The sequence below is a fragment of the Halocynthiibacter sp. SDUM655004 genome (assembly GCF_026015885.1).
Lineage (GTDB): Bacteria > Pseudomonadota > Alphaproteobacteria > Rhodobacterales > Rhodobacteraceae > Falsihalocynthiibacter > Falsihalocynthiibacter halioticoli.
In genome coordinates, this window is sequence record NZ_JAPDUG010000001.1 from 1,114,725 (window position 1) to 1,140,705 (window position 25,981).

At 56.4% G+C, this 25,981-nt stretch carries 23 protein-coding genes; 11 read left to right on the forward strand and 12 right to left on the reverse strand.

What is annotated here, in order from left to right; genetic code table 11:
* Positions 1–48: 48 nt before the first annotated feature.
* The 7 genes from N9C89_RS05490 to N9C89_RS05520 form a co-directional block, all read right to left on the reverse strand.
* A complete protein-coding gene (locus N9C89_RS05490) occupies positions 49–360 on the reverse strand; it encodes a cupin domain-containing protein (RefSeq protein WP_263952829.1) in 312 nt (103 codons plus the stop codon).
* A 21-nt stretch (positions 361–381) separates the two neighbouring features.
* Positions 382–1,125, reverse strand: coding sequence for an SDR family NAD(P)-dependent oxidoreductase (locus tag N9C89_RS05495; protein WP_263952830.1), 744 nt, complete (start codon positions 1,123–1,125; stop codon positions 382–384).
* 50 nt (positions 1,126–1,175) lie between these two features.
* Positions 1,176–3,494 (reverse strand): DUF4962 domain-containing protein, encoded by a 2,319-nt coding sequence (locus N9C89_RS05500; RefSeq protein ID WP_263952831.1) that lies wholly within the window; start codon positions 3,492–3,494, stop codon positions 1,176–1,178.
* A gap of 80 nt (positions 3,495–3,574) precedes the next feature.
* On the reverse strand, positions 3,575–5,140 hold the full coding sequence (locus tag N9C89_RS05505; protein ID WP_263952832.1) for an extracellular solute-binding protein: 1,566 nt from the start codon (positions 5,138–5,140) through the stop codon (positions 3,575–3,577).
* Positions 5,141–5,225: 85 nt separating this feature from the next.
* Entirely contained in the window at positions 5,226–6,107 is an 882-nt protein-coding gene (locus N9C89_RS05510; protein ID WP_263952833.1) for a carbohydrate ABC transporter permease, read from the reverse strand.
* Positions 6,108–6,119: 12 nt separating this feature from the next.
* Positions 6,120–7,115: an ABC transporter permease gene (locus tag N9C89_RS05515; protein ID WP_263952834.1), complete on the reverse strand. Its 996-nt coding sequence runs from the start codon at positions 7,113–7,115 to the stop codon at positions 6,120–6,122.
* Positions 7,112–8,215 carry an ABC transporter ATP-binding protein gene (locus tag N9C89_RS05520; protein WP_263952835.1) on the reverse strand — a complete coding sequence of 368 codons (1,104 nt, stop codon included), beginning with the start codon at positions 8,213–8,215 and terminating at the stop codon, positions 7,112–7,114. Before N9C89_RS05520 ends, N9C89_RS05515 begins: the two co-directional genes overlap by 4 nt.
* Positions 8,216–8,404: 189 nt before the next feature.
* Between N9C89_RS05520 and N9C89_RS05525 the strand changes: the two genes are divergently transcribed.
* Complete coding sequence (locus N9C89_RS05525) at positions 8,405–9,097, forward strand: GntR family transcriptional regulator (RefSeq protein WP_263952836.1); 693 nt, start codon at positions 8,405–8,407, stop codon at positions 9,095–9,097.
* A gap of 46 nt (positions 9,098–9,143) precedes the next feature.
* Positions 9,144–10,520, forward strand: coding sequence for an MATE family efflux transporter (locus N9C89_RS05530; RefSeq protein ID WP_263952837.1), 1,377 nt, complete (start codon positions 9,144–9,146; stop codon positions 10,518–10,520).
* A 146-nt stretch (positions 10,521–10,666) separates the two neighbouring features.
* On the opposite strand, the gene manD is transcribed toward N9C89_RS05530, so the two are convergent.
* Together manD and N9C89_RS05540 are read right to left on the reverse strand one after the other, a co-directional pair.
* Entirely contained in the window at positions 10,667–11,893 is a 1,227-nt protein-coding gene (gene manD / locus N9C89_RS05535) for a D-mannonate dehydratase ManD (RefSeq protein ID WP_263952838.1), read from the reverse strand.
* Between the two features lie 39 nt (positions 11,894–11,932).
* A complete protein-coding gene (locus N9C89_RS05540) occupies positions 11,933–13,072 on the reverse strand; it encodes a Gfo/Idh/MocA family protein (RefSeq protein ID WP_263952839.1) in 1,140 nt (379 codons plus the stop codon).
* Between the two features lie 402 nt (positions 13,073–13,474).
* Here N9C89_RS05540 and N9C89_RS05545 point away from each other — a divergent pair, with 402 nt between their 5' ends.
* The 5 genes from N9C89_RS05545 (at position 13,475) to N9C89_RS05565 (ending at position 18,364) form a co-directional block, all read left to right on the forward strand.
* A complete protein-coding gene (locus N9C89_RS05545) occupies positions 13,475–14,458 on the forward strand; it encodes a TRAP transporter substrate-binding protein (protein WP_263952840.1) in 984 nt (327 codons plus the stop codon).
* 68 nt (positions 14,459–14,526) lie between these two features.
* Positions 14,527–15,063, forward strand: coding sequence for a TRAP transporter small permease (locus N9C89_RS05550; RefSeq protein WP_263952841.1), 537 nt, complete (start codon positions 14,527–14,529; stop codon positions 15,061–15,063).
* Positions 15,064–15,075: 12 nt separating this feature from the next.
* The gene (locus N9C89_RS05555; RefSeq protein WP_263952842.1) at positions 15,076–16,359 is read left to right on the forward strand and encodes a TRAP transporter large permease; all 1,284 of its coding nucleotides are present in this window, start codon (positions 15,076–15,078) and stop codon (positions 16,357–16,359) included.
* Positions 16,360–16,492: 133 nt separating this feature from the next.
* Positions 16,493–17,518 (forward strand): tRNA dihydrouridine(20/20a) synthase DusA, encoded by a 1,026-nt coding sequence (dusA, locus tag N9C89_RS05560; RefSeq protein ID WP_263952843.1) that lies wholly within the window; start codon positions 16,493–16,495, stop codon positions 17,516–17,518.
* A 21-nt stretch (positions 17,519–17,539) separates the two neighbouring features.
* Positions 17,540–18,364, forward strand: coding sequence for a sulfite exporter TauE/SafE family protein (locus N9C89_RS05565; protein WP_263952844.1), 825 nt, complete (start codon positions 17,540–17,542; stop codon positions 18,362–18,364).
* Here the strand turns inward: N9C89_RS05565 and N9C89_RS05570 are convergent.
* From N9C89_RS05570 to ccmI, 3 genes are read right to left on the reverse strand one after another with little or no spacing between them, the layout of a single operon-like run.
* Complete coding sequence (locus N9C89_RS05570) at positions 18,361–18,609, reverse strand: DUF1289 domain-containing protein (protein WP_263952845.1); 249 nt, start codon at positions 18,607–18,609, stop codon at positions 18,361–18,363. The two genes, N9C89_RS05565 and N9C89_RS05570, sit on opposite strands and share 4 nt — an antisense overlap.
* Positions 18,606–19,079 (reverse strand): Holliday junction resolvase RuvX, encoded by a 474-nt coding sequence (gene ruvX, locus N9C89_RS05575; RefSeq protein ID WP_263952846.1) that lies wholly within the window; start codon positions 19,077–19,079, stop codon positions 18,606–18,608. The genes N9C89_RS05570 and ruvX overlap by 4 nt, the downstream gene beginning before the upstream one ends.
* Positions 19,076–20,308, reverse strand: coding sequence for a c-type cytochrome biogenesis protein CcmI (gene ccmI, locus N9C89_RS05580; RefSeq protein ID WP_263952847.1), 1,233 nt, complete (start codon positions 20,306–20,308; stop codon positions 19,076–19,078). The genes ruvX and ccmI overlap by 4 nt, the downstream gene beginning before the upstream one ends.
* 327 nt (positions 20,309–20,635) lie before the next feature.
* Between ccmI and N9C89_RS05585 the strand changes: the two genes are divergently transcribed.
* From N9C89_RS05585 to N9C89_RS05600, 4 genes are all read left to right on the forward strand, one after another.
* Positions 20,636–21,883: a sarcosine oxidase subunit beta family protein gene (locus N9C89_RS05585; RefSeq protein ID WP_263952848.1), complete on the forward strand. Its 1,248-nt coding sequence runs from the start codon at positions 20,636–20,638 to the stop codon at positions 21,881–21,883.
* 67 nt (positions 21,884–21,950) lie between these two features.
* Positions 21,951–22,292 carry a sarcosine oxidase subunit delta gene (locus N9C89_RS05590; RefSeq protein WP_263952849.1) on the forward strand — a complete coding sequence of 114 codons (342 nt, stop codon included), beginning with the start codon at positions 21,951–21,953 and terminating at the stop codon, positions 22,290–22,292.
* A complete protein-coding gene (locus N9C89_RS05595) occupies positions 22,289–25,306 on the forward strand; it encodes a sarcosine oxidase subunit alpha family protein (protein WP_263952850.1) in 3,018 nt (1,005 codons plus the stop codon). The genes N9C89_RS05590 and N9C89_RS05595 overlap by 4 nt, the downstream gene beginning before the upstream one ends.
* Complete coding sequence (locus tag N9C89_RS05600) at positions 25,299–25,862, forward strand: sarcosine oxidase subunit gamma (RefSeq protein ID WP_263952851.1); 564 nt, start codon at positions 25,299–25,301, stop codon at positions 25,860–25,862. The genes N9C89_RS05595 and N9C89_RS05600 overlap by 8 nt, the downstream gene beginning before the upstream one ends.
* Positions 25,863–25,981: the final 119 nt, after the last annotated feature.

The window sequence follows — 25,981 nt, forward strand, 5'->3', positions numbered from 1 at the left end:
AGCCCGTGCGCTGCGCAGGCTGGCCCTTTTTCGTTGTATCAGAAACCTTTAGAGGAAGTCCTCGCGGCGCGGTGTGAAGCAATCCACAAGCGTGCCTGGCTCCAAGCAGACGCAGCCGTGCGTTTGGCCCGACGGGATCACAAAGCTGTCGCCCGGACCGAATTCCTGCTCTTTGTCGCCAAGCGTGAAGCGATAGCGTCCGCTTTCCACATATGTCGATTGCACATGGGGGTGATTATGCAGCGCGCCGACCGCGCCTTCCGCCTCAAAGCGGAAAGCCACGACCATGAGCTCCGGAGCTTCTGACAAGACCTGACGGGTTACGTTTTCGCCCATCGAAACAACTGGAAAGTCGCTCATTGTTGCGTTCCTTTTGTTGGCTTAGCTAAAGAGCATGCCGCCGTTGATGTCGATGTTTGTACCGGTCAGATAGGCCGAGTCATCGCATGCAAGGAACAGCACGAGGTTCGCTGTGTCTTCGGGCGAGCCCTGACGCTTGAGCGGCGCAGCAGCTTCAAGACCACGACGGCCAGCATCCGGTGTGTGGATGTTGTGGAAGTCGGTGTCGATCATGCCGGGGCAAAGCGCGTTCACGCGGATATCTGGGCCGAGCTCTTTGGCCAGACTACGAGTAAGCGTCATTACAGCGCCTTTGGATGTCGCGTAAGCGGCGGCACCTGGTCCACCACCGTCGCGGCCGGCCTGGCTTGCGAGGTTAACGATAGTACCTTTTTTCATGTGCGCAATCGTAGCTTTGGTCATCAGGAAGATGCTTGTGAGGTTCAGGTCCATCACAGCGTTCCAGTGATCAAGCGACATTTCAGAGATCGTCTTGCGCGAGATCAGGCCGCCTGCGTTGTTCACCAGAATATCGATGCCGCCGAATTCCTCGACGGTTTTGGAAACCAGCGCGTCAACGTCTTCTGGCTTGGTCAGGTCGCCCTGAAGTGCAAAGGCTTTGCCGCCGTTTGCGATGATTTCGGCAACGGCTTTGTCTGCGCCTTCGCTGCTGGCGAAATAGTTGATCGCAACATTCGCGCCTTCAGCAGCGAGTTTCAAAGCGGCACCCGCGCCAATATCGCGGCCACCACCTGTGACGATGGCTGTTTTCCCTTGGAGTTTCATTTGACTTCCTTCCTGTTCAATAGGTTTTCCGGCCCTACATGGCGCGGAGATTAAGTATTTGCCAGCTTTTTCAGAACAACTTTGAAAGTGTTCTCGTCGGCGTCGGAGAAATAGAGATCAGCGTCATAGCCCTGATCGTCCATAAAGTTGAAGATGCGTTTGGGCGCATCGAGGCGATAGGGCACCAGAAGCGTTGCGATCCGGTGGCGTGTGGCGGCGGGATAGCGCGCGGTCAGGAACGTGCTGACAGGCAGTCCTTCGTAATCGGCGGGGTCCACATCAGGGAAATCGGTTTCCTGTGTGATCTCGGGTTTTCCGGCTTCGGACCAGACAACTTGACCATAAAAACCAGCGCGTTCACCCGTGTTGCGGAACGAAGATTTGCCCAGCTCGAACGGGTTGTTCGCGTGCAGGAGCCAATCCACGGTGACAGGCGTTTCGGCATCGACCTTGTCGATAATCACGAAATAGCTGTTGCGCACAAAATAGATTTCGCGCTCCGCCAATGTCACCTCTGGAGAGAGGCTTTGATAGGCGGGGGTTGCATCGCCTTTGATAAAGATATGATCGTCATGCTCCTCCGCAGCCAGAATTTTGCCTGTGGCGCGCATGGCTTTGGATTTGTCTTTCTCGGCGTATTGGCCCTTGCCGTTGATGAGGATCGCGTTCTTGGAACGCGTTTGACGCCGCCAGTTGCGGTGCATCGACGAGTTAAAGGCAACGTAGTGGCCGGACTGGATCGCAAGATCTTCGCCATAGGCCGACATGCAGAAAGCGTTCTGGTCGCCGTGGCTGTGGCTGATCGAGCCGAATTGCGAGGATTTGAACACGAATTGGATGTGGTTGTCAGGATCCGCCATCGCGTGTTGTACGCCGACCCAGCCGATGCCTTTGAAATGGCGTAGGCCGTCTTCGGGCGGTGTCGCTTCGACGACTGGGAAATCGGTTTGAAACACCATCTCGTCAAAGTTGGTGTCCCACCAGCCCCAGTTGTAGAAGGCCATCTCTGTGCCTGGATTGAGGCGCAGGTTTTCTTCGCAATACCATTGGTAGGCGCCTTTGCCTGTAACGCCAGCGAACTGGCGCATGTTCAGGCCGGTCTTGATGCCGGGGAGGTCGCCTTGGGTGCTGTCATCGCCAAATGTACCGCGACGAGTGTTCGGCGCTTTGCAATAGAGCGGGAAATCGCCCGTGGCCTGAAGGAAGGGGCGTTGATAAAGGTCAATGCCCGTGTAGGATTTGAGCCGGTTCGCCGCGTCGATAAGATAGGCCATGCCCATCATCCAGTAATTCGTACCCTCGGCCCAGCCGCCGTCATTGTCTGCCCATGGCGAATAGACGGTGAACAGGAACTCAACGCAGTAGTGAAGCCATTCGCGCGCCTCGTCCTCTTCGTCATCGCCCAAGAGCGCGATACAGGCCGGAATAAGCGTGAGTGATACAGAGCGCACAGCGTGGCTGTCATAGGGGAAGAGGTGGATTTTTGCGTTGCTGATCGCATGTTCGGCAATGTCACGCGTGCGTTCGAGCAGGGCCGCGCGCACGGTTTGGCGCTCTTCTTCGGAAAGCACGTCATAGAGCCAGTCATAGCCCCATGCGAGCGCGTTCGTGACGCGGTAAGCCCATTCATCCGTATAAGCGCGCGACGTGACGCCCATCGGATCCCAAGATGCGACCTCGAGCAGCCATTCTTTGGCGCGTTCGGTTTGTTCGGCATTGCCGGTGACTTTACCGCCAATTGCGAGGTGGCGGATGGCGTACCACGCTTCTTGCAGGTCGATATAGGTTTGACGCCAGACAGGCGCGACGCGCTTGTGGTTCGGATAGCCTGCTGGCTCCTTCATCACTTCGCGGTCCATCCATGGCAGAACAGATTTTTCATAGAAGGTGGACCATGCGCAATGGTTGGAGTCTGCCTTGACCGCTTTCGTGAAATCCTTCAGGCGATCTGGCGTCATCCAGAGGCGCGGGTGTTCGCTGGTGACGTTCGCAAACCGTTCTTTGCGGTTGGGCAGGGGTGTTTCGGGCAGTCCTTCGGCAACTGTAAAGCTGCGGGTCGTGCTCCATGTCGTGGTCGGTGCGCCCTTGGCATCACACACTGCGTATGACCAGTAATGGGTGCCAGCGGCAAGCGGGGCGTCGGGCGTCAGGAAATTCAGAGGTACATTGGCGTAAACTTGCGTTGATTTGGCAGGGAACTCCGGATCGGTGGAGATACGTAGCACATAGTGCGCCTCATCTTCGATCACGGGAAGCCAAGTGAAACGCGGCGGGTTTTCGACGATATCTGTCGTTTCATCCGGCGCATATGCGATTGTGAGGCGGCCCGCTTTGGGTTCGTCGAGGGTTGGAAGCTTGGATGCGGGCATTGTAGGGCCTTATCTCTTGATATTGCAGAATAAAGAGGCGTGGCCAGCCGTTGCCGGCCACGCTGTTTTCACTGTCTGGATTACCCGTACTGACGGGCGTAAGCGGAGTTTAGAACTTCAATTACGTCCTCGTAGCCCATCTTGTTGAGCGTCGCGACGTAGTCATCCCATTCCGCGGTTATGTCGCCTGTACCAAGTACCCAAGCCTGCTGGCGCTCCAGCATATAGGTGCGCAGGGATGGCCAGTACTTGTCATAGACTTCCTGCTCTTCCTTGGTGAATGCCACACCGAGGAACTGGTCGGTCAAGATATCGTGCTGGTCATAAAGCTCGATACCTTTGCGGGCGGCCTCTGCCGTCCACTGCCACTCGTAGCGGTAGTCCTGCCAGTAGCCGCGCTGGATTTGCGATCCAACGGCCCACATCTGAGCGTTTACAGGCTCGCCTTTGTTCAGAACTTCGTCCTTATAGATCGGCTCGCCGTCGACCATGTCGTAAGTTTCACCTTCGATACCGAAGTTAGAAAGAAGACGACCTTCCTCGGTGAACCAGAAGTCGAAGTATTTGATTGTTTCGACAGGGTTCTCGTTCTGGTGGCTGATTGCCCAACCGTCAGGTTTGATCGGAATACGGCGGTGCTCTTCGAGGCGACGTCCGCTTGGGCTTTCTGGTGGCAGGAACGGGATGAAGTTGAAGCCTTCAACCTTGTCGGCCAGAGCAGCGTTATAGCCCGATGTAGAAGCAAACCAGTCGTGTGTGAAACCACCGAGGTCTTCGGACAGAAGATATTCACGTGCAGAGGATCCGCGCGTAAAGACTTCTGGGTCAATCAGACCTTCTTCGTACCATTTGGCGACCATTGCGAGACCATCACGATAAGCTTCTTGCGCATAAGGATGCTCAAGCTTGCCTTCGTCGTTCACAAGGAAATCGTGATATGTGTCGGAACCGGAGGAGCGACCGTCCCAGAGAACAACGAGGCGGATAACTTCTTCCCAATCGCGGAAGAAGGCCGGAACCTCGTCTTTCATACCGTTGCCGTTTGGATCCTGATCGCGGAAAGCAACAAGAACGTCATAAAGCTCGTCAACGGTGTTTGGCTGCTCAAGGCCGAGCTTGTCGAGCCAGTCCTGACGGATGAAGTACGCCCGACCGTATTTGCCGTCTGGAAGGTACGGGATGTAGTAGTAGTTGCCATCGTAAGCAGAGATCGCCTCTTTCAGGCCAGGGTGGCTATCCCAGAACGCCTTGATGTTTGGCGCGTGCTCTTCAACCAGATCGTTCAGCGGAACGAATGCGCCCTGTGGGCCAAATTCGTTAACCGGCTGTTTGATCAAGTGGCCGCCCACGATGTCTGGCATGTCGCCGGATGCAATCAGCAGGTTCATGGATTCGGCGGAGTCTTTTGTATTTTTGCCGAATGTCTGGTCAACAAGATGAATACCGGTCATCTCGCGCGCGGCTTCCTCTACGGGGTAGATCTGGCTTGCGTCACCACCAACGCCATAGCCCTGTGCGCGGGGCCAGTGCATGTGAATTGTCAGTTCCAGCGGTTCGTCAACGATCTTCAGGTGATCGTCGGCAAAAGCCGGTGCCGTGAGGGCCGTTGTGGCCAGCATGGCGAGGGGTAAAGACAGTTTTCGCATAAGTTCCTCCCTTTGGTGCGATAGTCGGTTTTGGTGTCCCGCGGGCCGGTTCAGCGGCCCGAGGGTATTTGTTTGGCGGTGCCGCCTATTCCTTCACTCCACCCAGCAAGATGCCCTTGCTGAAGTACTTCTGGAGGAAGGGGTAGATGAGCAAGATCGGGATGATCGAGCAGACGATGATCGCGGCGCTAACGGTTTCCACGGAGTAGGGCGCATTGATCAGCTCGGCACCAAAGCTCTCGTCGTCTGTGAGTTCGGTGATGACGTGGCGCAGGTAAACTTGCAGCGGGATCTTGTCTTCATCCTGCAAGAGCACCATTGCCCAGAAAAAGCCGTTCCAGCGCGAGACGATGCAAAAGAGCGAGACCGTTGCGATGGCAGGCTTGGAGAGCGGCATATAGACCTTCCACAAGACCTGAAACTCATTGGCGCCATCCATGCGCGCAGCTTCCTCGAAACTCTGCGGGATTCCTTCAAAGAAGTTGCGCAGCAGGATGATGTTAAAGCCGTTGACCGCGAAGCCGATGATGATACCGAAGTAGCTGTCGAGCAGGCCCAGATCACGCATGTTCAGGAAGAAGGGGATAAGCCCTGCGTTGAACCACATGGTAAAGGCCACCACGAGGTTCCAGAACCGACGCCCGAAGAGTTGCGGGCGCGACAGAGCGTATGCTCCCGGAATGATGAACGCGAGGCTCATCAAGGTTCCGCCGATCGTATAGATGAACGTGTTCTTGTAGCTGGTCCAGAACTGTGGCTCGATCAGCACCCGTTTGTAGGCTTCGATTGTGAAGTCTATCGGCGTCAGAACGATGTTCCCCGCTCGGGCCTCAAAGCCGCTGCTGAGCGACAGTGAGGTGATATAGATGAACGGGTACAACGTGGAGATCGCAAAGAGCGTGATCAGCACCATGTTGACGATAACGAAGAGCTTATCGCCGCGAGAGTAGAGGTTCATGTTTGCCATGGTCTTTTCCTCCTACCAGAGCGATGTGCGCGAATAGCGCTTCGAGATCGTGTTCGCGGTCATCACGAGGATGAAAGCAACCACAGCGTTAAAGAGACCAGCAGCAGCGGCAAAGTCGTACTGACCGCCCTGAAGACCCTGACGATAGATGAAGGTGTTCACCACATCGGCAGTCTCATAGGTCGCTGGCTGATAGAGCAGGATGATCATCTCGAACGAGATTTCGAGGATGTTACCAATGCGGATAATCAGCATGATGATGATGGTCGGAAGGATCGACGGAACCGTGATCTTCCACATCATTTGCCAGCGGCTTGCGCCATCCACCACAGCGGACTCATAGAGCGTCGGAGAGACACCAGCGATCGCAGCGAGATAGACGATCGACTGGAAGCCAGCCTCTTGCCAGATGCCCGTACCGATAAAGATCGGGCGGAACCATTCAGGCTTTGTCAGGAAGTAGATCGGCTCTATACCAAACCAGCCAATGATCGTGTTGACGATCCCCGCCGACGGCGAGAAGGCCGTCATCACAATCCCTGCGATAATCACCGAAGAGATGAAGTGTGGCAGGTAAACGATTGTTTGGGCTGACTTTTTGAAGGTCTGGTTCAACACTTCGTTGAACATCAGCGCCAGCAGGATCGGAACAGGGAACCCGAACAAAAGCCCATAGGCACTCATGATGATCGTATTGCGCAGCGCGCGCAGGAACTGGTCGTTTTCAAAGAGCGTGTGGAAATGCTCCAACCCGACCCAAGGGCTTCCGGCAATGCCGCGGAATACAGAGTAATCCTTGAAGGCGATCTGTAGCCCGTACATCGGCTTATAAAGGAAGACCATCAACCAGATGATTGTGGGCAACAGCAACGCATAGAGCTGCCACTCCCGCTTGAGGTGGTCTCCCACCTTCTGGATGCGTGTGCGTTTGCGGCGACGTTGGGATTCAGTGGCATCAAAGACCAATTGCTCGGTCGTTGGGCCTGAGAAATTGGGATCGTTTGTCATTGCTCCAACACCTGTCCGGGCAGGGCCTGTCCGGTTGCCTTGTCAAAGACACGGATCAGGTGCGGTTCGATGTTGAAACCAGAGATGCCGTCAAGAATATCCATCTGTCCGACAGTCTCGGTCCGAATGACAAATGGTGCGCCCTGAAGGCTGGCGTGAATGAGCGCCTCGGACCCAAGCGTTTCGATCAGATCCACATCAACGGGCACGTTGCCACCTTCGTCTTTCGCGGCAACGGTGACGAATTCGGGGCGGATGCCAAGGATAACCTCGGTGCCCACGGCGTTTTCCAGCGACGGTAGCTTGGCGAGCTGAAGGCGGTTGCCGTCAAACTCGGCGATTGGCCCGGTTTCACCAGCGACGATCTTTGCATCCACCATGTTCATGGGGGGAGAGCCGAGGAAGCCCGCAACAAAGGTATTTGCAGGGTTCAGGAACAGGTCCATCGGCGTCCCGACCTGCTCGATACGGCCGTCATGCATAACAACGATACGGTCAGCGAGCGTCATGGCCTCGACCTGATCATGCGTCACATAGATCGACGTCACGCCAAGACGCTTGTGGAGGCGCTTGATTTCGGCGCGCATCTGCGTGCGCAGCTTGGCATCGAGGTTGGAGAGGGGTTCGTCAAAAAGGAACACTTTAGGCTGGCGCACAATGGCGCGCCCCATGGCCACACGCTGGCGTTGTCCACCGGACAAATCAGCAGGGCGGCGTTCCAGATATTCGGTCAGGCCGAGGATGCCGCCAACTTCTTTGACTTGGCTTTCAATCTCGGCTTTTGGGGTTCTGCGGATACGCAGACCGAAGGCAATATTATCCGCAACATTCAGGTGGGGATAGAGCGCGTAGTTCTGGAATACCATCGCCACGTCGCGGTCTTTTGGTGCAACTTGGTTAACGTATCTTCCATCGATAGAGAGGTCGCCGTCGGTGATCTCTTCCAGGCCGGCGATCATGCGCAATGTCGTCGATTTTCCGCATCCGGACGGGCCGACAAGGACAACAAATTCCTTCTCTTGCACTTCCAGATCAATTCCATGCACGACCTCTAGTTGGCCGTAAGCCTTGGTAATGCCATTCAAGCTAACGCCAGACATAGCTCCTCCTCTTGATGCGCCAAATCGAGGCGCTCCCCCAGCGGTCGATTCGCCGCCAACTCAATTCTGGTATACTAGTAAAAGTTCTGGTATACTAGTAAAAATTGTTATAGCTTGTTTAATGAGTTAATGCTGCTATCTAGTGGTCCTGCTAAGATTAGTGGCAAGAATTGAGAGGAGAAACTGCAGATGGTCCAAGCGAGTCCAAGAAGCGAGAGACGGACGAGTGTCGACGAGGTTTTCGAGTTTCTGCAGGAAGAGATATCTTCAATGCGGCTCAGACCCGGCGACAAGATTTCCGAGGCAGATGTTGCGAACCGCTTTGGCGTTTCACGCCAGCCCGTACGCGATGCGTTTAGCCGCCTTGCCAACCTTGATCTGCTTTTGATCCGTCCGCAGCGCGCAACCGAAGTCAAACGCTTCTCTATGCGTGAAATCGAAAAATCCCGCTTTGTGCGGACTGCCGTTGAGAAAGAAGCCTTGCGTCGTGCTTCAGAATTTTGCGACGAGGTCGGCGCTGCGCAATTGGACGCGGAGCTTGCTCAACAGAAGGTTGCTCTGAAGAAGCAAGACCTCGAAGAGTTTGGCCGCTTGGATTACGCTTTCCACCAAACGCTTTGCAAGATTGCCAAGGCGGAATTTGCATTCGATGTTATTATGGCCGAGAAATCCAAGGTTGATCGTCTTTGCATGTTGAGCCTCGCGAAAGCTGACCGGATGGTAGATCTCGTTGAGGATCACACCGAAATCGCGGAGGCCGTCAAAAACCATGATGCAGATAGCGCGCTTGCCGCTGCGCAAAAGCACCTGAGCCGCCTCGATAAAACGATTGAGCGTATCACGGAAACAAATGCGCATTACTTCGAGCCGGAACTTGTATGAGGCTCTTCTTTAGCATCGATCTGAAAGGCGCCGGACCTCTCGCTCAATGACGTCTACGCCAGCGACCCCGAATACTGCGCCCAATGGGCCGACCGCCCGAAATGTCATGCGGCTTGCATGGCCGATGGCCCTCAAGGCGATCATCCTCCACGGAACAGTTGTTATTGACGCCTATCTCGTGTCCGCGCTTGGGGAAACCTCGCTCGCGGCCATGGGGCTTGCTGCTGCGATTGCCGGCTTCGTGCTTGGCTCCATCCTTGCTTTTTCCAACGCCATGCAAATCCGCACCGCGCAGGCATTCGGAACATCCGATCCTGTGTTTCTCAAGTCGACACTTGCTTCCGGCATGGCCGTAAGTGTCGCCGTCGGTGCGTTTGGCCTGCTGGTGATTTCGATTTTTGGCGGTCCTATCATTGGTGTGATGGCGCCCTCCGCCGAAGTGGGAGCGCTGGCAAAGGATTACCTGTCGATATTCTCGCTTGTTATTTTGGGCGAGGCAGTTGGTCAGTGTCTCTCTAGCTATTTCAACGGATGTGGTCGCACCAAGCTGCCGCTCTATAGTTTCTGCCTGTCTTTGCCCGTCAACGTCGCAAGCAGCATCGTCCTGATCCACGGGTATTTCGGGCTTCCGGCTTACGGCGTAAAGGGCGCGGCGATGGGAAGCGCGATTGCTGTTTGCTTGCAAGTTGGCTTCCTGATCTGGCGGCTCATCGTCCTTGATGGCCACCTTCGTCATGTGAAGGGTTGGAGGCAGGTTACCTTTTTTCCGACGCTCAAGCGCCATCTGGCTTTTGCTCTGCCGATTGCGGCCACGTTCTTTAGTGCCACCTTCGCATCTCATGTCTGTACGTTGATCTATGCCAAGATGAGCCTGAACGAATTCGCGGCCATGACGATCATCGCGCCGTGGATCATGGTTGCAGGAACAATCGGGATGCAATGGGCGCAGGCGACAGGAATTATCGTGGCGCAGCTCCTTGGGCAGGAAAGTTCTGAAGCTGTGCTTGACCGGTTCCTGAGTAGCGCGTGGCGCGGTGCGTTCGTTGCGGCAACCTGTGTTGCGAGCATTTACGGCATCGTCTGTTTGTCGGCGAGCCATCTCTATGGCGATCTAAGCGAAGAGACCCGTGCGGTGCTGCTTGGCTTCTTGCCGATCCTGCTGGTGCTTCCGTTTCCGAAAGGGTCCAACGCGATTTGCGGCAACACGCTACGGGCAAGTGGCGACACAATCTATGTGATGCATATTTTCATTTGGTCACAATGGCTTGTGCGAGTTCCGGCTACGGCTCTTGCTGTCTTGTATTTTCAGGTTCCGGCCTTTTGGGTCTTGGCAATTCTGTTGCTTGAAGAGTTCGTCAAGTTCCCGGCGTTTCACCGCCGGCTCTTTCGCGGTGACTGGAAACGCGCGACACTGGTGGAATAACCAGAGCGCCGCGCGTTTGAAATAATTCGGCAATCATGAGGTGGGGAAGGCGACGCGCCGGCCCACTAGCGCGCGCTTGCCACGCTCATGATTGCCTTTGAAGAGAGCAGGGCGGCGGCGATGTGCCACCTGCCATGCTCTCAACCTCAGTAGTTCCACATTGTTCCGTCCTGAAGGCGCACAACAGGGTGGCTTCCGGGCTGGTATTCATATCGTGCGGCTTCGGTCTCGTCGAAATCTACGCCCAAGCCAGGTGCGTCGCTGACAAACACCATGCCGTCTTCCATCCGGTGTTCGGAGGGGAAGAGGGCGTCACATTCAGGCGTTCCAAGTACGAGGTACTCTTGCACCCCGAAGTTCGGTGCCCATGCGTTTACGTGGTGCTGTGCGGCCATCGAGATCGGAGAATGGCTCGGCGCGCCGTGGAAACCCGTGCGCACGTGGTGAAGCCCAGCAAGATCAACGATCCGACGCAGAGGGGTGATGCCCCCAACATAAGTTGCCGCGACACGGATAAAGTCGATCAGCTCGTTTTCGATCAGCTTGTTACAATCAAAAACAGAGTTGAAAACCTCGCCAATGGCCACAGGCGTTGTGGAGTGCTGGCGGATAAGCTTCAAAGCGTCTTGGTCTTCGGCAGGCGTTGGGTCTTCCATCCAGAAAAGGTTGACCGGCTCCACCGCTTTGGCAAATGCTGCCGCTTCACGTGGCAGGAGGCGGTGATGCACATCATGCAAGATATGCAAATCCGGCCCGAAGCGCGCACGGATTTCCGCCAAGGCATCCGGCATAAACCGCATGTATTTCTCGGTGTCCCAAATCTCTAGATTCGGGCGTATGCCGCTGTAATCTGTGATATAATTCTTAGTGTCGCCCTTCTTCTCGGGAACGGCATAGCTTGCGGTCGGCATGCCCGGAATGCCGCATTGTACGCGCACGGCCTTATAGCCATCCTCGACATAATGGGCGATGGACTCCATCAAGTCTTCAAGATCGGATCCGGTGGCGTGGGCATAGACCATCGCGCCTTCGCGGCTCTTGCCGCCGAGCAGTTGATAGACCGGCATTCCCGCCAGTTTGCCTTTAATATCCCAAAGCGCCATATCGATCGCGCCATAGGCCGCCATGGCAATTGGGCCGCGGCGGAAATAAGCGCCGCGATAGAAAAACTGCCAGATATCTTCGATATTCCGCGGGTCTTTTCCAAGCAGATTCGGAATGAGGTAATTCTCAAGATAATGCGCAGGAAGTGTCTCGCGGTTGTTCAGGGTCGCGTCCCCGATTCCGTACACGCCCTGATCCGTTTCGATCTTGAGTGTGACATAGTTCTTTTTCGGGCCGCCGACAAAGACCTTGGCTTTGGTGATTTTCATGCTGCATCTCCTCCTTTGCAACGTTTGGTCCGGCTCAACTCAGCGCAGGGCGCTTGGAGCGGTCCATGGATCGTCGTTGCGGATTTGGTCGATGATCTGCTGATACTGGCTGCCTTCCGCAAAGGTCGGATAGGGCTGGACGGGTTCACCTTGGATATCCTTGATGAAATCCTGTGCCAAAATGTGCCAGCAGAGTTCGGTCTCGCCGGATACATCGGGCATTGCCGCTTCGATGTCCGCGGGGAGGGGGAGCGCTTCCCAATCCTTGTTCTCACCGTAATAGTAGAGCTGCCCGCTGCCGTAATGTCCCTTGAGGTAGATCGCGCCTTTAGTGCCGTAGAATACGATGTGATCTTCGTTGAAGCGCGGCACAAGCCCGCCATGCTTGAACAACACGGAAACGGGTTTCTTTGCCAGCTCGCTTTCGATCTGTCCCATGACGGTATAGGACCATTCAACGTTGCTCTCGCCCCACTCGAGCGTCGGGTCATCAAGGTTCTCCGGGATGAAATTCCGGCGTGTCGCGAAATTATGTACCCCTTTGACAATTGGAGCTTTTCCAAGGTCGTCGCGTACCTCTCCGGCAAGGCCAAGGATGTTTTCGCCGACTATCGAGGTCACGATCGAGAGTGTATGGGTGAAGTTGTTATTCAGCCGCCCGCCGCCATCTTCGGCGCGGTGGGACCAGCCAAAGGGAATGTCGCGTTCAAGGTTGAAATGCGAAATGCACTCAATCTCGGTTGGCTCGCCAATTGCGCCTTCAGCGACGAGGCGCTTTGCATGTAGAACGCTTGGTGTATAGCGGAAGCTCGCGGCGTAGGCGGTCTTGACGCCTTTCTTCTCTGCGAGAACGGCCAATTCAACGGCCGTTGCGCCTGTGGTGGTCATTGGCTTGTCGCAGAAAACATGACAGCCCGCAGCGATGGCCTGTTTGATCGGGTCATAGTGAGCACCGCCAGGGGTCGCGATAGACACGACATCGGGGCGGCACGCTTCCAATGCAGCGGCCCAGTCTGTTCCGGCGTAGGGAATCGCTAGTTTCGCGGCAACGTCTTTGACGACTTCAGGCGTACGTCCGACGATGCCAACAATTTCGGCACCTGCGGCGCGAAACGCCTCTGCGTGACCTTCTCCCGCGAATCCCGTTCCGTGGACCAGTACTTTAAGCCTTTTGCTCATGATATTCCCGTCTTCGGTTTTTAATTGTTGACTAGTATACTACTTTGGGTATGAATTGCCGTCAATCAATATGCTGAACGAAAGAAATAGAAATTTTGAAAGGACGCGCGATCGAATTTCGCAAGCAAACAAGACAGTTTTTTGGTTTTTTGAGCCAAGGAAAGTCTTGACACATCTTGTATACAAGTTAGTGTTGCGTCTACTGACTAGTCGACAGTACGCTGCGAGCCAAGAAGGGGACGGTTCAGAGGAGGCGATGTCGATGGCCATGTGGAGGGGAATTCGAGCAAAAAATTCGGCAGGCCAGAAATGGATGCCCAAACAGAATTCAGGTCCGATTGTCTCGTAATCGACCGGAATACCCAAACACTGAAATTACCAATCAATACCTAGGGAGGAATTATGAAACATACACTAAACGCAACATTCGTTGGTGCAATCACGGCAGTTGCTGTGCTCGGTGGCGCGGCGCAAGCTGCTGACTGGCGCGGCTGGAACATTCATGCAGACGGCTACCCGAACACAGTCGCCATGGATAAATTTGCCGAGTTGCTCGAAGAGAAAACCGGCGGCGAAATCAAGCTCCAGATGTTCCACGGCGGCACATTGGGCAGCCAGCCTGACGCGATTGAGCAGGTTCGCCTTGGCGGTCTGGAAATCGGCAACTTCAACCTTGGCCCAATCGGCCCGATTGCTGCTGAAGCAAACGTTGTTTCCCTGCCGTTTATCTTTAAAGACGTGCCACATATGTTCCGCGTTCTGAACGGTGAGGGCGGCGCGAAAATTGCTGAAGGTATGGCCGCAAAAGGTCTTGTACCTCTGGCATGGTACGACGCTGGTGCGCGTTCGTTCTATAACGGCGAAAAAGCGATCAACGCCCCTGCGGACGTTGAAGGCATGAAGGTTCGCGTTATGAACAACGACCTTTATTCCGGCATGATCGCCGAGCTTGGCGGTAACCCGTCGCCAATGGCATTCTCCGAAGTATATCAGTCTCTTAAGACTGGTGTTGTAGATGGCGCTGAGAACAACTGGCCATCCTACGAGTCCACAGGTCACTTCGAAGTTGCTGGCTACTACTCGCTGAGCCAACACCTGATCATTCCTGAGTGTCTCTGCATCAATACTGATGTTTACAACGGCCTGTCTGACGACATGAAAGCCGCTGTGAAAGAAGCCGCAATGGAATCTGCTGCGCTTCAGCAAGAGCTTTGGGCCGCACGTGAAGCATCCAGCCGTGAAAAGGTTGAGGCTGCTGGCGTTATGACCAACGAAATCGCCGACAAAACTCCATTCCAGGAAGCAATGGCGCCGGTTTACGAAGGTTACCTTGAAGCAAACCCGGATCTCCGTCCGCTGGTTGAGTTGATCCAGGCTACCGAATAATCGGCCGGACCTAAATACATGCCCCTGCGAAGAAATTCGCGGGGGCATTTTTGTAATAGGGTATGCGCATGACTGAACACGAGGCTCCAGAGGCCGCTTCTGATTTTATGACCCCAATCGACAAGGTTTTGGACGGGATCGCTTTGCTTTGCCGTGTCATCACCGGAGTTTCGATTGTTGTACTTACCGTGATTTTCGGCTGGCTTGTTTTTGGCCGCTACGTGCTGAACGCCACGCCCACTTGGGTAGAGCAGGCTGCTCTGCTTCTGGTGATGGTAATCACCTTTCTCGGGGCTGCTGTTGGCGTTCACGAGCACACGCATCTGTCGGTTGCGGCTTTCCGTACCGCTGCTCCGCGCTGGCTTCGAATGATCTTTGTCGTCTGTAGCGACATCGGTATGTTGGTCTTTGGACTGTTGATGTTGATCTACGGTGCAAAACTCACTGCATTCAAATGGGGCTCGATGATTCCACTCATTGACCTTCCCGAAGGGTTACGTTCGCTTCCGCTTACCATTGGTGGTGGTCTCATAATGCTATTCTCGCTCGCTCATCTGGTGCGTATCGTACTGGGTCGTGATCTGCGCAGCGACACAATTCAATAAGGGTCCGCAAAAATGGGGCTTCTCCTACTTCTTGGTTTATTCGCGTTCTGCGTGGTATTTGGCGTACCTGTAGCCTTTGCGCTTGGCATCTCCGCCGTTGCGGCCTTTGCCTTCGAGGGCTTGCCGATCATGATCGGTTTCCAGCGCATCATCTCGGGGATCAACGTGTTTTCGCTTATGGCGATCCCGTTCTTCATCTTCGCAGGGGAGCTGATGTTCCATGGCGGTATCGCCATGCGACTTGTCAAATTCGCCTCTGCTGCGGTTGGCGCGGTGCGTGGCGGTTTGGGCATCGTCAACGTGTTCTCTTCGATGCTGTTCGGCGGTATTTCCGGCTCTGCGGTGGCGGATATTTCCGCGCTTGGTTCGATCCTCGTCCCTGTGATGAAGGAAAAAGGCTATGACGCGGACTATGCCGTTAACGTCACGGTTACATCCTCGATCGCGGGCATCATCATTCCGCCGAGTCACAATATGATCATTTACGCCATCGCCGCCGGCGGGGGCATTTCGATCTCCAAACTGTTCCTCGCGGGCGTTGTTCCCGGCATTCTGATGTGCCTCTGTCTGGCGTTTGCGGCTTATGTGGTTGCTGTGCGTCGCGGTTATAGATCAGAGCGGTTCCCTGGCTGGAATGCTCTGCTCCTCAGCTTTATGGGCGCTATTCCGGGTTTGCTGACAGCGGTTATCATTGTGGGCGGGGTGCTTTCGGGCGTCTTTACAGTGACTGAGTCAGGTGCGTTTGGCGCGATTTATGCCTTTATCGTTACGCTCTTGGTTTACCGCAGCCTCACTTGGGAAAACTTCAAGATCGCTGTGCGTTCCTCGGTGCGGACGACGTCGATGGTCATGATCCTGATCGCATGTGCGGGCGCCTTTGCCTACATGCTGACGTTCTATCGTGTGCCTGACAAAACGGTGACTCTGCTGACAACACTCACAGACAACCCGATCCTGATCCTTCTGATGATCAACGCAGCGTTGCTGATCCTTGGCATGATTATGGACATGGCCGCACTCATCCTGATCTGTACACCGATCTTCCTTCCGGTGGCCACGAGCCTTGGTGTTGATCCGTACCAGTTCGGCATGATCCTCTTGGTGAACCTTGGCCTTGGTCTCTGCACGCCGCCTGTGGGGTCTTGTCTCTTTGTCGGCTGTGCGGTCGGGAAGCTGCCCATGGAAAAAGCGGTGCGGACAATCTGGCCGTTCTATCTGGCGATCTTCGTGGCGCTGATGCTGATCACTTTCGTACCGGCAATCTCGCTCACACTGCCTGGTTTGCTTGATCCATAGAATTCGCCACCAGACACAATTCAAAAGCAGGCCCAACGGCCTGCTTTTTTCGTTCGGCCTCTTCCTTTATGCTGTCTGTTCGGTCTATGAGCACCGAAACCCTTAGAGATCGCATTCTGGATAAGAGCACCCCGTGACCAAGACAGATTCCATATCGGCCCCACGCGCAGCAAAGCTATCGGTTGCCCCCATGATGGATTGGACCGATCGGCACTGCCGCTACCTGCATCGGCTGCTGAGCAAGCGCACGCTGCTCTATACAGAGATGGTGACGTCGCCTGCGATTGTGCGGGGTGGGGCGGTGCATCTGTTGGACTACAATCCCGAGGAACATCCGGTTGCCTTGCAGCTTGGCGGCTCTGACCCCGCCGAATTGGCAGAAGCCTGCAAGATCGCCGCTGACTTGGGATATGACGAGATTAACCTTAATGTCGGCTGCCCAAGCGACCGTGTGCAATCGGGTGCTTTCGGAGCGGTTTTGATGGAAAACATACCGCTGGTGGCAGAATGCGTGGCCGCGATGCGCGCCGCGAGCGATGTTGAAGTGACGGTGAAATGCCGTATTGGCGTTGATGACCAAGCGCCCGAAGAGGTTCTGCCAGAGTTTATCGCCCGCGTGGCCGCAGCAGGGGCAGGGCGCTTTCAAATCCATGCGCGCAAAGCGTGGCTTCAGGGGCTCTCGCCCAAAGAAAACCGCGACATCCCGCCGCTTGATTATGATCTTGTGCTTGAGATGAAGGGATTGTTCCCTGCGCTGCACCTGTCGGTCAATGGCGGCATCACAACGCTAGATCAGGCCGAAGAGTTCCTTGAGCGCGGCATGGATGGCGTGATGATCGGGCGCGCAGCATATCACAGCCCTGCCGATGTACTTTGTGCCGCTGACCGACGGATTTTCGGTACTGACGGGCCAGACAGTGACCCTGTCGAAGTTGTTCACCAGATGGTGCCCTATATCGAACGCCACATCGCAAATGGCGGGCGCCTCCATCAGGTGACGCGCCATATGCTTGGGCTGTTTACGGGTCGTCCAGGTGCGCGGGGCTGGCGGCGTGTCCTGTCCGAAGGCGCAAGCCGTGAGGGCGCAGGGCCGGAATTGCTGCTCGAAGCCCTTGACCGCGTGACCGGAGGCGATATTGGTGTGGAGCAAGCCAGTTAGCCCCCAGTCTAAGGACACTCCATGACCGACCTGATGCAGTACCTGCCAATTCTTCTTTTGCTTTTGGTGATTGGCGGGTTTGCCGGCGTGATGGCAGGGCTTTTGGGCGTTGGCGGCGGAATTATCCTTGTGCCTGCGTTTTTCTATGTATTCAGCGCGCTTGGGTACGGCGGCGATCAATTGATGCAGGTGTGTCTGGCGACCTCACTTGCCACCATCATCGTGACCTCCATGCGTTCAGTGAACAGCCATAACAAGAAAGGCGCAGTCGAGTGGCCCATCCTGAAGGGCTGGGCGCTTGGGATCGCCATTGGTGCGGTGATCGGGATGCTGACCGTTAGCTCGCTTCGCTCTGCGACGCTTCAGGGCATCTTCGGTGTTCTTGGAATTTTCATCGGGCTCTACATGGCGTTTGGCAAATCTGATTGGCGCATTGGCGAGGCCATGCCAACCGGCATCAAGAAAGCAGTGATCTCGCCATTTATCGGGTTTCTGAGCGTGCTGATGGGCATCGGCGGCGGGAGCTTTGGCGTACCTCTGATGAGCTTGCACGGTGTGCCGATCCATCGCGCAGTGGCCACGGCGGCGGGCTTTGGGGTGATTATTGCGCTGCCTTCGGTTGTCGGGTTCTTTTTTGTTGATGTTGCCGCCGACAGTGCGCCGCCCTTTACCCTTGGCGCGGTGAATATTCCCGCGTTTCTCGTGGTGATTTCCATGACAATGCTGACCGCGCCACTGGGTGCAAAGCTGGCGCATCAACTTAATGCCAAGGCGCTCAAGCGGATATTCGCGGTTTTCCTGATTGTGGTTGCGCTGAATATGCTGCGCAAAGCGGTTGGCCTCTAGGGCTTTTCGCGGCGCAAACGCCCTGCGCGGCCACCACGGCGCTGCTTTAGTAATGGCGCGCGCGAGGGAAGGTCATCCAGCACGTCTTGACGCTCCTCGGCTGTCATTTTGCCCCAGCTGGCAATCTCGTCCATGCTGCGCAAACAGCCGGTGCACAGCCGCGCCGCAGGGTGGATAACGCAAATATTCACACAGGGAGACTGCGGCTCTTCGCGTTTCCAGATGGGGGGCTTTTCTTGGGTCATGCGCGTTTGATGTGCTGCATCCGATCAAGCACACCCTGCAGGATGAAGCCCGCGGCCACGTGGTCGATCACCTCGCTGCGCTTGGCGCGGGAAGTGTCTGCCAACAGAAGCGCGCGTTCGGCGGCAACGGTCGAGAGGCGCTCGTCCCAATAGGTTAGGGGCAGATCGGTCACGCCCTGAAGGTTGCGAGCAAAGGCGCGGGTTTTCTGGCAGCGTGGCCCTTCGGACCCGTCCATATTGCGCGGCAACCCAAGCACGATCCCCTTGACCTCACGCTTTTCAAGCAGGGCCATGAGCGCGGCTGCATCCACGCCGAATTTCTTGCGCCGGATGGTTTCAAGCGGCGTCGCCACAGACCAAAGCCGATCCGAAACCGCGACGCCGATGGTCTTGTCGCCAAGGTCCAGCCCCGCAATGGGGGCCATTGACGGCAGGGCTGCCGCGAACTCGGAGATGTCATCAAGGATCATTGATCAAGCCTCGCGCGGCGTTCTGCATCGGCCAAAATATCCAGTGCGGCTTGATCGCCCGAAAATTCCGCGCGCGCATTGGCCAGTGTTTCGCGGGCCAGCGCCTCGTCGCCCAAGACGGTCTGGGATATGATCAACTGTGCATAGTCCTCTGCGGTCCCGCCCTCTTCGTCGATGCGGGTTGTCAGGCGGTCTACCATGTCGCGGATCATCGCATTGCGGTCGTCCTCATTCATGGCCTGTGCGGCTTCGATGGCGGCTTGATCCGGCCCGTTTGCTGTCATCTCGGCATCGGCCGCTGCTGAGTCATAGCGCTCGCCTGCCAGAAACGCCACTTCGGGAAGCTGCTGCACAACCGCATCATACCATGGCATCTGTGGATCGGCCGTATGGGGCAGGGGTTTCCAGAAGTCATACGCAAGGTCAGGGCGGCCCGTTTGGGCGAGCATCAGGCCATAGTAATACCGTGCAGTCGGGACGTTTTCATTGCGGCGCAGCACTTCGGCAAAAATCGCTTCGGCCTCGGGGGAAATATATCCCTCTGCGCCGTACACCATGATCTCCGCCAGCAGCAGAAGGTCATCAACCGTTGCGTCTTCGGGGCCTGCAATCGCAACCACCCTGGACTGTGCCTCACGTGCGGCCACAAAATTGCCGATGCGGGCCTCGTTCTTGGCCAATAGGCGGTGCCCAACAGGATCGTTAGGGCGTGTTTCAAGCGTATCGCGCAGCGCTTGGATCAGGTCGAGGTCTTCTTGCGGGATATTGGCTGCGTGTTCAGGGGCGTCTGATTCCGCCTCAAGCTGGGTTGGGCGGGTTTCATAGCGTTCTTGGGCGGCCAATTTGCGCTCGGTCAGGGGCTGGTCGGGCATGCCAGCAGCGCCAAGTTGGTGATAGAGCGCGGCTCCGCCACCAAACACAACAAGCGCCACAACCGCCGCCAGAGCAATCGCTGCGCTTTTGGGCGCGTTGCTCGGCTCTGTTTCAGAGTTTTGATCGCTTTTCTTATCTGCTTCAAGCAAACGGCGCGAAATTTCCAGCCTCAGGCGCTCTGCCTCGGCTTCGCTAATAACACCGCGGGCCTTGTCGCGCTCAAGCTCGTCAAGCTGCGCACGATACACATCCACATCTCGCGCCTGATCCGCTCGCAAATCCTTGCGAAACAGAACTGCCCAAATCAACGCCACCACAATGGCGCCAAGGCCTGCAATCAATAGATAAAACCACATGGGCTGCTCCTTTTGTTGCATCTCCTTTACCCTGTCTGGGCGGCGTGCAAAAGGCTCAAGTGGTCGCAAGCCTGCGGCAAACAGGAGCAATGTCGCAGATGTGATGAAAACTGTCGTTCATCGTGTGACTATGGCTTGGCAAACGCGACAGAAATGGCAAAGATAGCAGCGAATTGCTGGCTTTGGGGGAGCGATTTGTGTGGCCATTGGAATTGGTAAGCCGCGATTTGCTGTTGTGACGCGGCGAGGTTTGCCATTGCAAGTGCCGCGTATCTGAACCACCCTGAACACAGTCGCCTGTTGGAACTCCTAGCGGAAGAGCCTGAAATGAAACGATATTCTGCCTTTGCCATCGCCCGAGAGGCGTTCCGGTATCACACAGGATGGGAGCGCGCATGGCGCAGCCCAGAGCCAAAATCGCGTTATGACGTTGTGATTGTCGGTGCGGGCGGGCACGGGTTGGCAACGGCGTATTACCTTGGCAAGAATTTCGGCATCACCAATGTGGCCGTGCTTGAAAAAGGCTGGCTTGGCGGCGGCAACACAGGCCGCAACACGACGATTATTCGAAGCAATTACCTTCAGGACCCATCTGCGGCGATCTATGAAAAAGCGCGTGGTCTGTATGAGACCCTCAGTCAGGATCTCAACATGAACGTTATGTTCAGCCCGCGCGGTGTTTTGATGTTGGCGCAAACCGAGCACGAAGTCCGCGGCTATAAACGTACCGCACAGGCCAATGCCTACCAAGGGGTTGATACCGAGTTTGTTTCGCCCGAACGGGTACAGGAACTTTGCCCGATCCTTGATATTGGCGGGCCGCGCTATCCTGTGCTTGGTGCGCTCTGGCAACCGCGGGGCGGCACCGCGCGTCATGATGCCGTGGCGTGGGGCTATGCGCGGGCCTGTTCAGATATGGGGATGGATATCATCCAGAAATGCGAAGTTACCGGCATCACCCAATCCGGCGGCAAGGTGACAGGTGTTCAAACCACGCGCGGCGATATCGCCTGTGGCAAGCTCGGGATTGTGGTTGCAGGGCATTCAGGGCAGCTTGCCGAAATGGCCGGTTTCCGCCTTCCGATCGAAAGCGTCGCCCTACAGGCGATGGTGAGTGAGCCGATCAAGCCCTGCATGGATGTGGTCGTTATGGCGAACTCTGTGCATGGCTACATGAGTCAATCCGACAAGGGCGAGATGGTGATCGGCGGAGGCACCGACATTTACAACAACTATACCCAACGCGGCTCCTTCAATCACATCGAAGAAACCGTGCGGTCTTTGATCGAGATATTCCCTATTGTCTCGCGGCTTAAGATGTTGCGGCAGTGGGGCGGGATTGTGGACATGACGGGCGACCGCTCCCCGATCATCTCGCCCACACCGCTTGGCGGCTGTTTCATCAACTGCGGCTGGGGCACTGGCGGGTTCAAGGCTATTCCTGGCTCGGGCTGGGCTATGGCGGATATGATCGCCCGTGACGCGCCGGGCCCACTTGCTGCTGCGTTCAGCCTCGACCGTTTTGCCGAAGGCCGTTTCATCGACGAAAGCGTCGCAGCGGGGGTCGCGCACTGATGTTTACCCTTTCTGAATTCCGCCCAACCTTTAATGGTCCGACCGTAACCGATTGCGAGGCCCTCCCATGCTGATCCTTCATTGTCCTTATTGCGATCTTAACGCTGATGAAACCGAGCTGGCTGGCGGCGGAGAGGCGCATATCAAGCGTCCTGGAATGGATGCGGATGATACCGCGTTCGAAACCTATCTTTTCTCTCGCAAGAACCCGCGCGGGCCGCATTTCGAGCGGTGGCGGCATGCAAACGGCTGCGGCAAGTGGTTTCACGCGGCCCGCTGCACGCAAACGCTTGAGGTGTTCGGCACATATCCGGCGCAAACCCTTGAGCCGCCTGCGGACATCATCGCCAAAATCCGCAAACGTCACCCCGATTGGCAATCGGACACCGAAGTTAAGGTGGCGTCATGAGCAACCGTTACACACAAGGCCGCCTGACCAACCCCGAAGCGCCGCTTGCGTTCCGTTTCAACGGGCAGAGCTTTACGGGCCTTGCAGGAGATACGCTGGCCTCCGCGCTGCTTGCCAACGGGCAATCGCTGATGGGGCGGAGTTTTAAGTATCACCGCCCGCGCGGACCTGTTGCCTCCGGTGCAGAAGAGCCGAATGCGCTCGTTGCTCTTGGTGAGGGGCCCTATATGGAGCCCAACCAGCGCGCCACGACAACCGAGCTCTATGGCGGGCTATCCGCGCGCAGCCAGAACCATTGGCCGAGCCTTGAGTTCGACGTGGGTGAGATTAACTCGCATCTCTCACGGTTCCTGCCGGCGGGGTTCTATTACAAAACCTTCCTCGCGCCGCGTGCCGCGTGGAAACACCTATTCGAGCCGATCATCCGTAAATCCGCCGGGCTTGGCCCCGCGCCCAAAGACCGTGACCCAGACCGTTACGAGCATTTCTACGCTTTTGCGGATGTCGTTGTTGTTGGTGGGGGCATCGCGGGGCTTCAAGCTGCGCTTGCCGCAGGGCAGGCGGGGGCGAAAGTCTTGCTGCTGGAGCAAACGGCCCATTGGGGTGGTCGTGCGCCAGTTGATGGCGAGGAGATCGCGGGCAAACCTGCAGACGCGTGGATTGAAGAAACCGTTAAAACACTGGAAGACCTAGACAATGTCACCCTGCGCCTACGTACGCAGGGGAGCGGTGTTTACGATCACGGCTCTATCCTCGGCTACGAGCGACTGACCGATCATATCGGACCAGATTCCGCGAAAGGCATGCCGCGCCACCGTCTCTGGCGCATCCGCGCCAAGCGCATCATCACCGCAACGGGCGCCATCGAACGTCCGCTCAGCTTTGCCGGAAATGACCTGCCGAATGTTATGCTCGCAGGGGCTATGCGCGATTTTCTGGTGAACTTCGGTGTTGCGGTGGCAAAATCACCCGTCATCGTGACCAACAATGATGATGCCTATCGAACCGCTATTACGTTTGCCGAGGCAGGGCTTATGCCCGCCGCGATTGTGGATGTGCGGAGCGATCCAGACGGCGATTTGATCCACGAAGCCCGCGCGCGCGGAATCCGCATTGAGCTTGGCAAAGCGATCTCGAAGGTTCAGGGCCGCAAGGCTGTGACAGGGGTGTATATCTGTCCTGCTGATGGTGACGGAAGCGATGCGATCCCGCTGGCCTGTGACGGGGTGGCGATGTCGGGCGGGTGGTCGCCTGTGGTGCATCTCTGGTCCCATTGCGGCGGCAAACTCTTGTGGAATGCAGAAGCCGCGCATTTCGCGCCCGATCCGACGCGCCCGCCTTTGGGGCATGACGGCGAAGGGTTTGTTCTAACAGCAGGGACGGCATCCGGCGCGCTCGCTGCGGGTGATGTGCTGACAGATGCCGATAAGGCGGGCAAAGATGCAGCGCGCGCCAGTGGGTACACGCCGCGTCGCCTCAAAGCGCCCAAGGCCAAAAAGGTGGCCGAAGCGCCGTTGCAACCCACATGGATTATGCCTGCAAATGCCACGCCAGAGTTGCGCGCAAAAGCATGGCTTGATTTCCAGAATGACGTGAAAGTCTCTGACCTCCAGCTTGCCGCCCGCGAGGGGTATGAAAGCGTTGAGCACTCGAAGCGCTATACCACAATCGGCATGGCGACTGATCAGGGAAAGTTGAGTAATATCAACGGTATTGGCGTTCTTTCTCAAGCATTGGGTGAAGATATTCCACAGGTCGGAACAACAACCTTCCGGCCACCTTACACGCCGATTTCGCTCGGGGCGATTGCGGGCGAAGCGCGGGGCGAGTTGTTCCAACCGTTGCGCCGAACACCCATGCATGACTGGCACGAAGCCCACGGCGCAAAGTGGGAGCCTGTCGGCGCATGGCGGCGGCCGTTTACGTATTTGCGTGAGCGCGAAACTGTCGAAGATGCCGTTGCGCGCGAAACCCAAAACACGCGAGAGAATGTAGGGCTTTTGGATGCCTCGACCCTCGGCAAAATCCTTGTGAAAGGGCCGGACGCGGGGAAGTTCCTCGATCTTCTGTACACCAATATGATGTCGACCCTTGCGCCCGGAAAGTGCCGCTATGGGCTGATGTGTAACGAAAACGGCTTCTTGATGGATGACGGGGTTGTTGCCCGAATTGATGAGGACACCTTCCTTTGTCACACCACAACCGGCGGCGCTGAGCATATCCATGGCCACATGGAAGAGTGGCTTCAGACCGAATGGTGGGACATGCAGGTTTATACCGCCAATCTCACCGAGCAATACGCACAGATTGCCGTTGTCGGGCCAAAAGCGCGGAAACTGCTCGAGAAACTTGGCGGAATGGACGTCAGCCGCGATGAATTGCCCTTTATGCAATGGCGGGACGGAACGCTCGCGGGGATTGATGCACGGGTCTACCGGATCTCTTTCTCTGGCGAGCTGTCTTATGAAATCGCAGTTGCCGCCGATCAGGGGCAGGCCCTTTGGGACAAGCTCTATGAGGCAGGGCAGGAATTTGGCGTTATGCCCTATGGCACCGAGGGGCTGCATATCCTTCGCGCCGAGAAGGGCTTTATCATGATCGGCGATGAAACCGACGGCACCGTCATTCCGCAAGACCTCAATCTCAATTGGGCGCTGTCCAAGAAAAAGGATGACTACCTCGGGAAACGCGCCCATTTGCGCAAGGACATGTCGCGCACGGATCGCTGGAAACTTGTGGGATTGCATGCGCTTGATGATTCAGTTTTGCCGGATGGCGCATACATTCTGGCCAAAGGCGAGAACGAAAACGGCCAGCGGAAGATGCAGGGGCGCATTACGTCGACCTATCATTCGCCCAACCTTGGCCATGGCATTGCGATGGCCTTGATTGAGGGCGGCATGGACCGTCTGGGCGATACTGTTGAAGTCGGCAACCTCGGCGGGGAACCGATTGAAGCGACGGTGGTTGATCCGGTGTTTTACGATAAGGACGGGGAGAAGCAGAATGTCTGAGGTAATGCTGACACCGGCGGACGCGACCGTAACAAAGGTTGAGGAGCAGGGGATGATTACCCTGCGCGGCGATTTGGGCCGCAAAAAGCTGCGTGCAGCGGTAAAGGCGCTCACGAAGATTGATGTTCCAGATACCCGCTGCATCACCACCAAGGCACAGGCTTCGGTGGCGTGGATGTCGCCGGATGAATTGCTGATCCTCGTGCCCAAAGCACGGATCAAAGAGGCCGTTTCCGCGCTTTCGACCGCTTTGGCGGGGGATCACGCATTGGTGGCGGATGTCTCTGATGCGCGCGCGGTGTTTACCGTTGCCGGACCGGATGCGCGCGACACGCTGGCTAAACTTTGCCCCGTCGATCTTGCGCCGGATCGGTTTAGCAAAGGCGAAATGCGCCGCACGCGTATGGCTCAGGTTCCGGCGGCGTTCTGGCTATCGGATGAGAGTGCGGAGGAATTCACAGTCGTCGTCTTCCGCTCGGTCGGGCAATACGCCTATGACTTGTTGCAAAACGCGGCGAATTCACCTGCGGTCGGGTTTCACAACGCTGCAGAATAAGGCTCCCTGAGTAATCTGTGCTTTCGTGGCGACACTCGTATAGGTTGCGTTTGCCGATCGGTGTAGGCGTTGATTTCTCAGGAAAAATGCCAGACGGTACGTGTTGTATTGTACGTTTG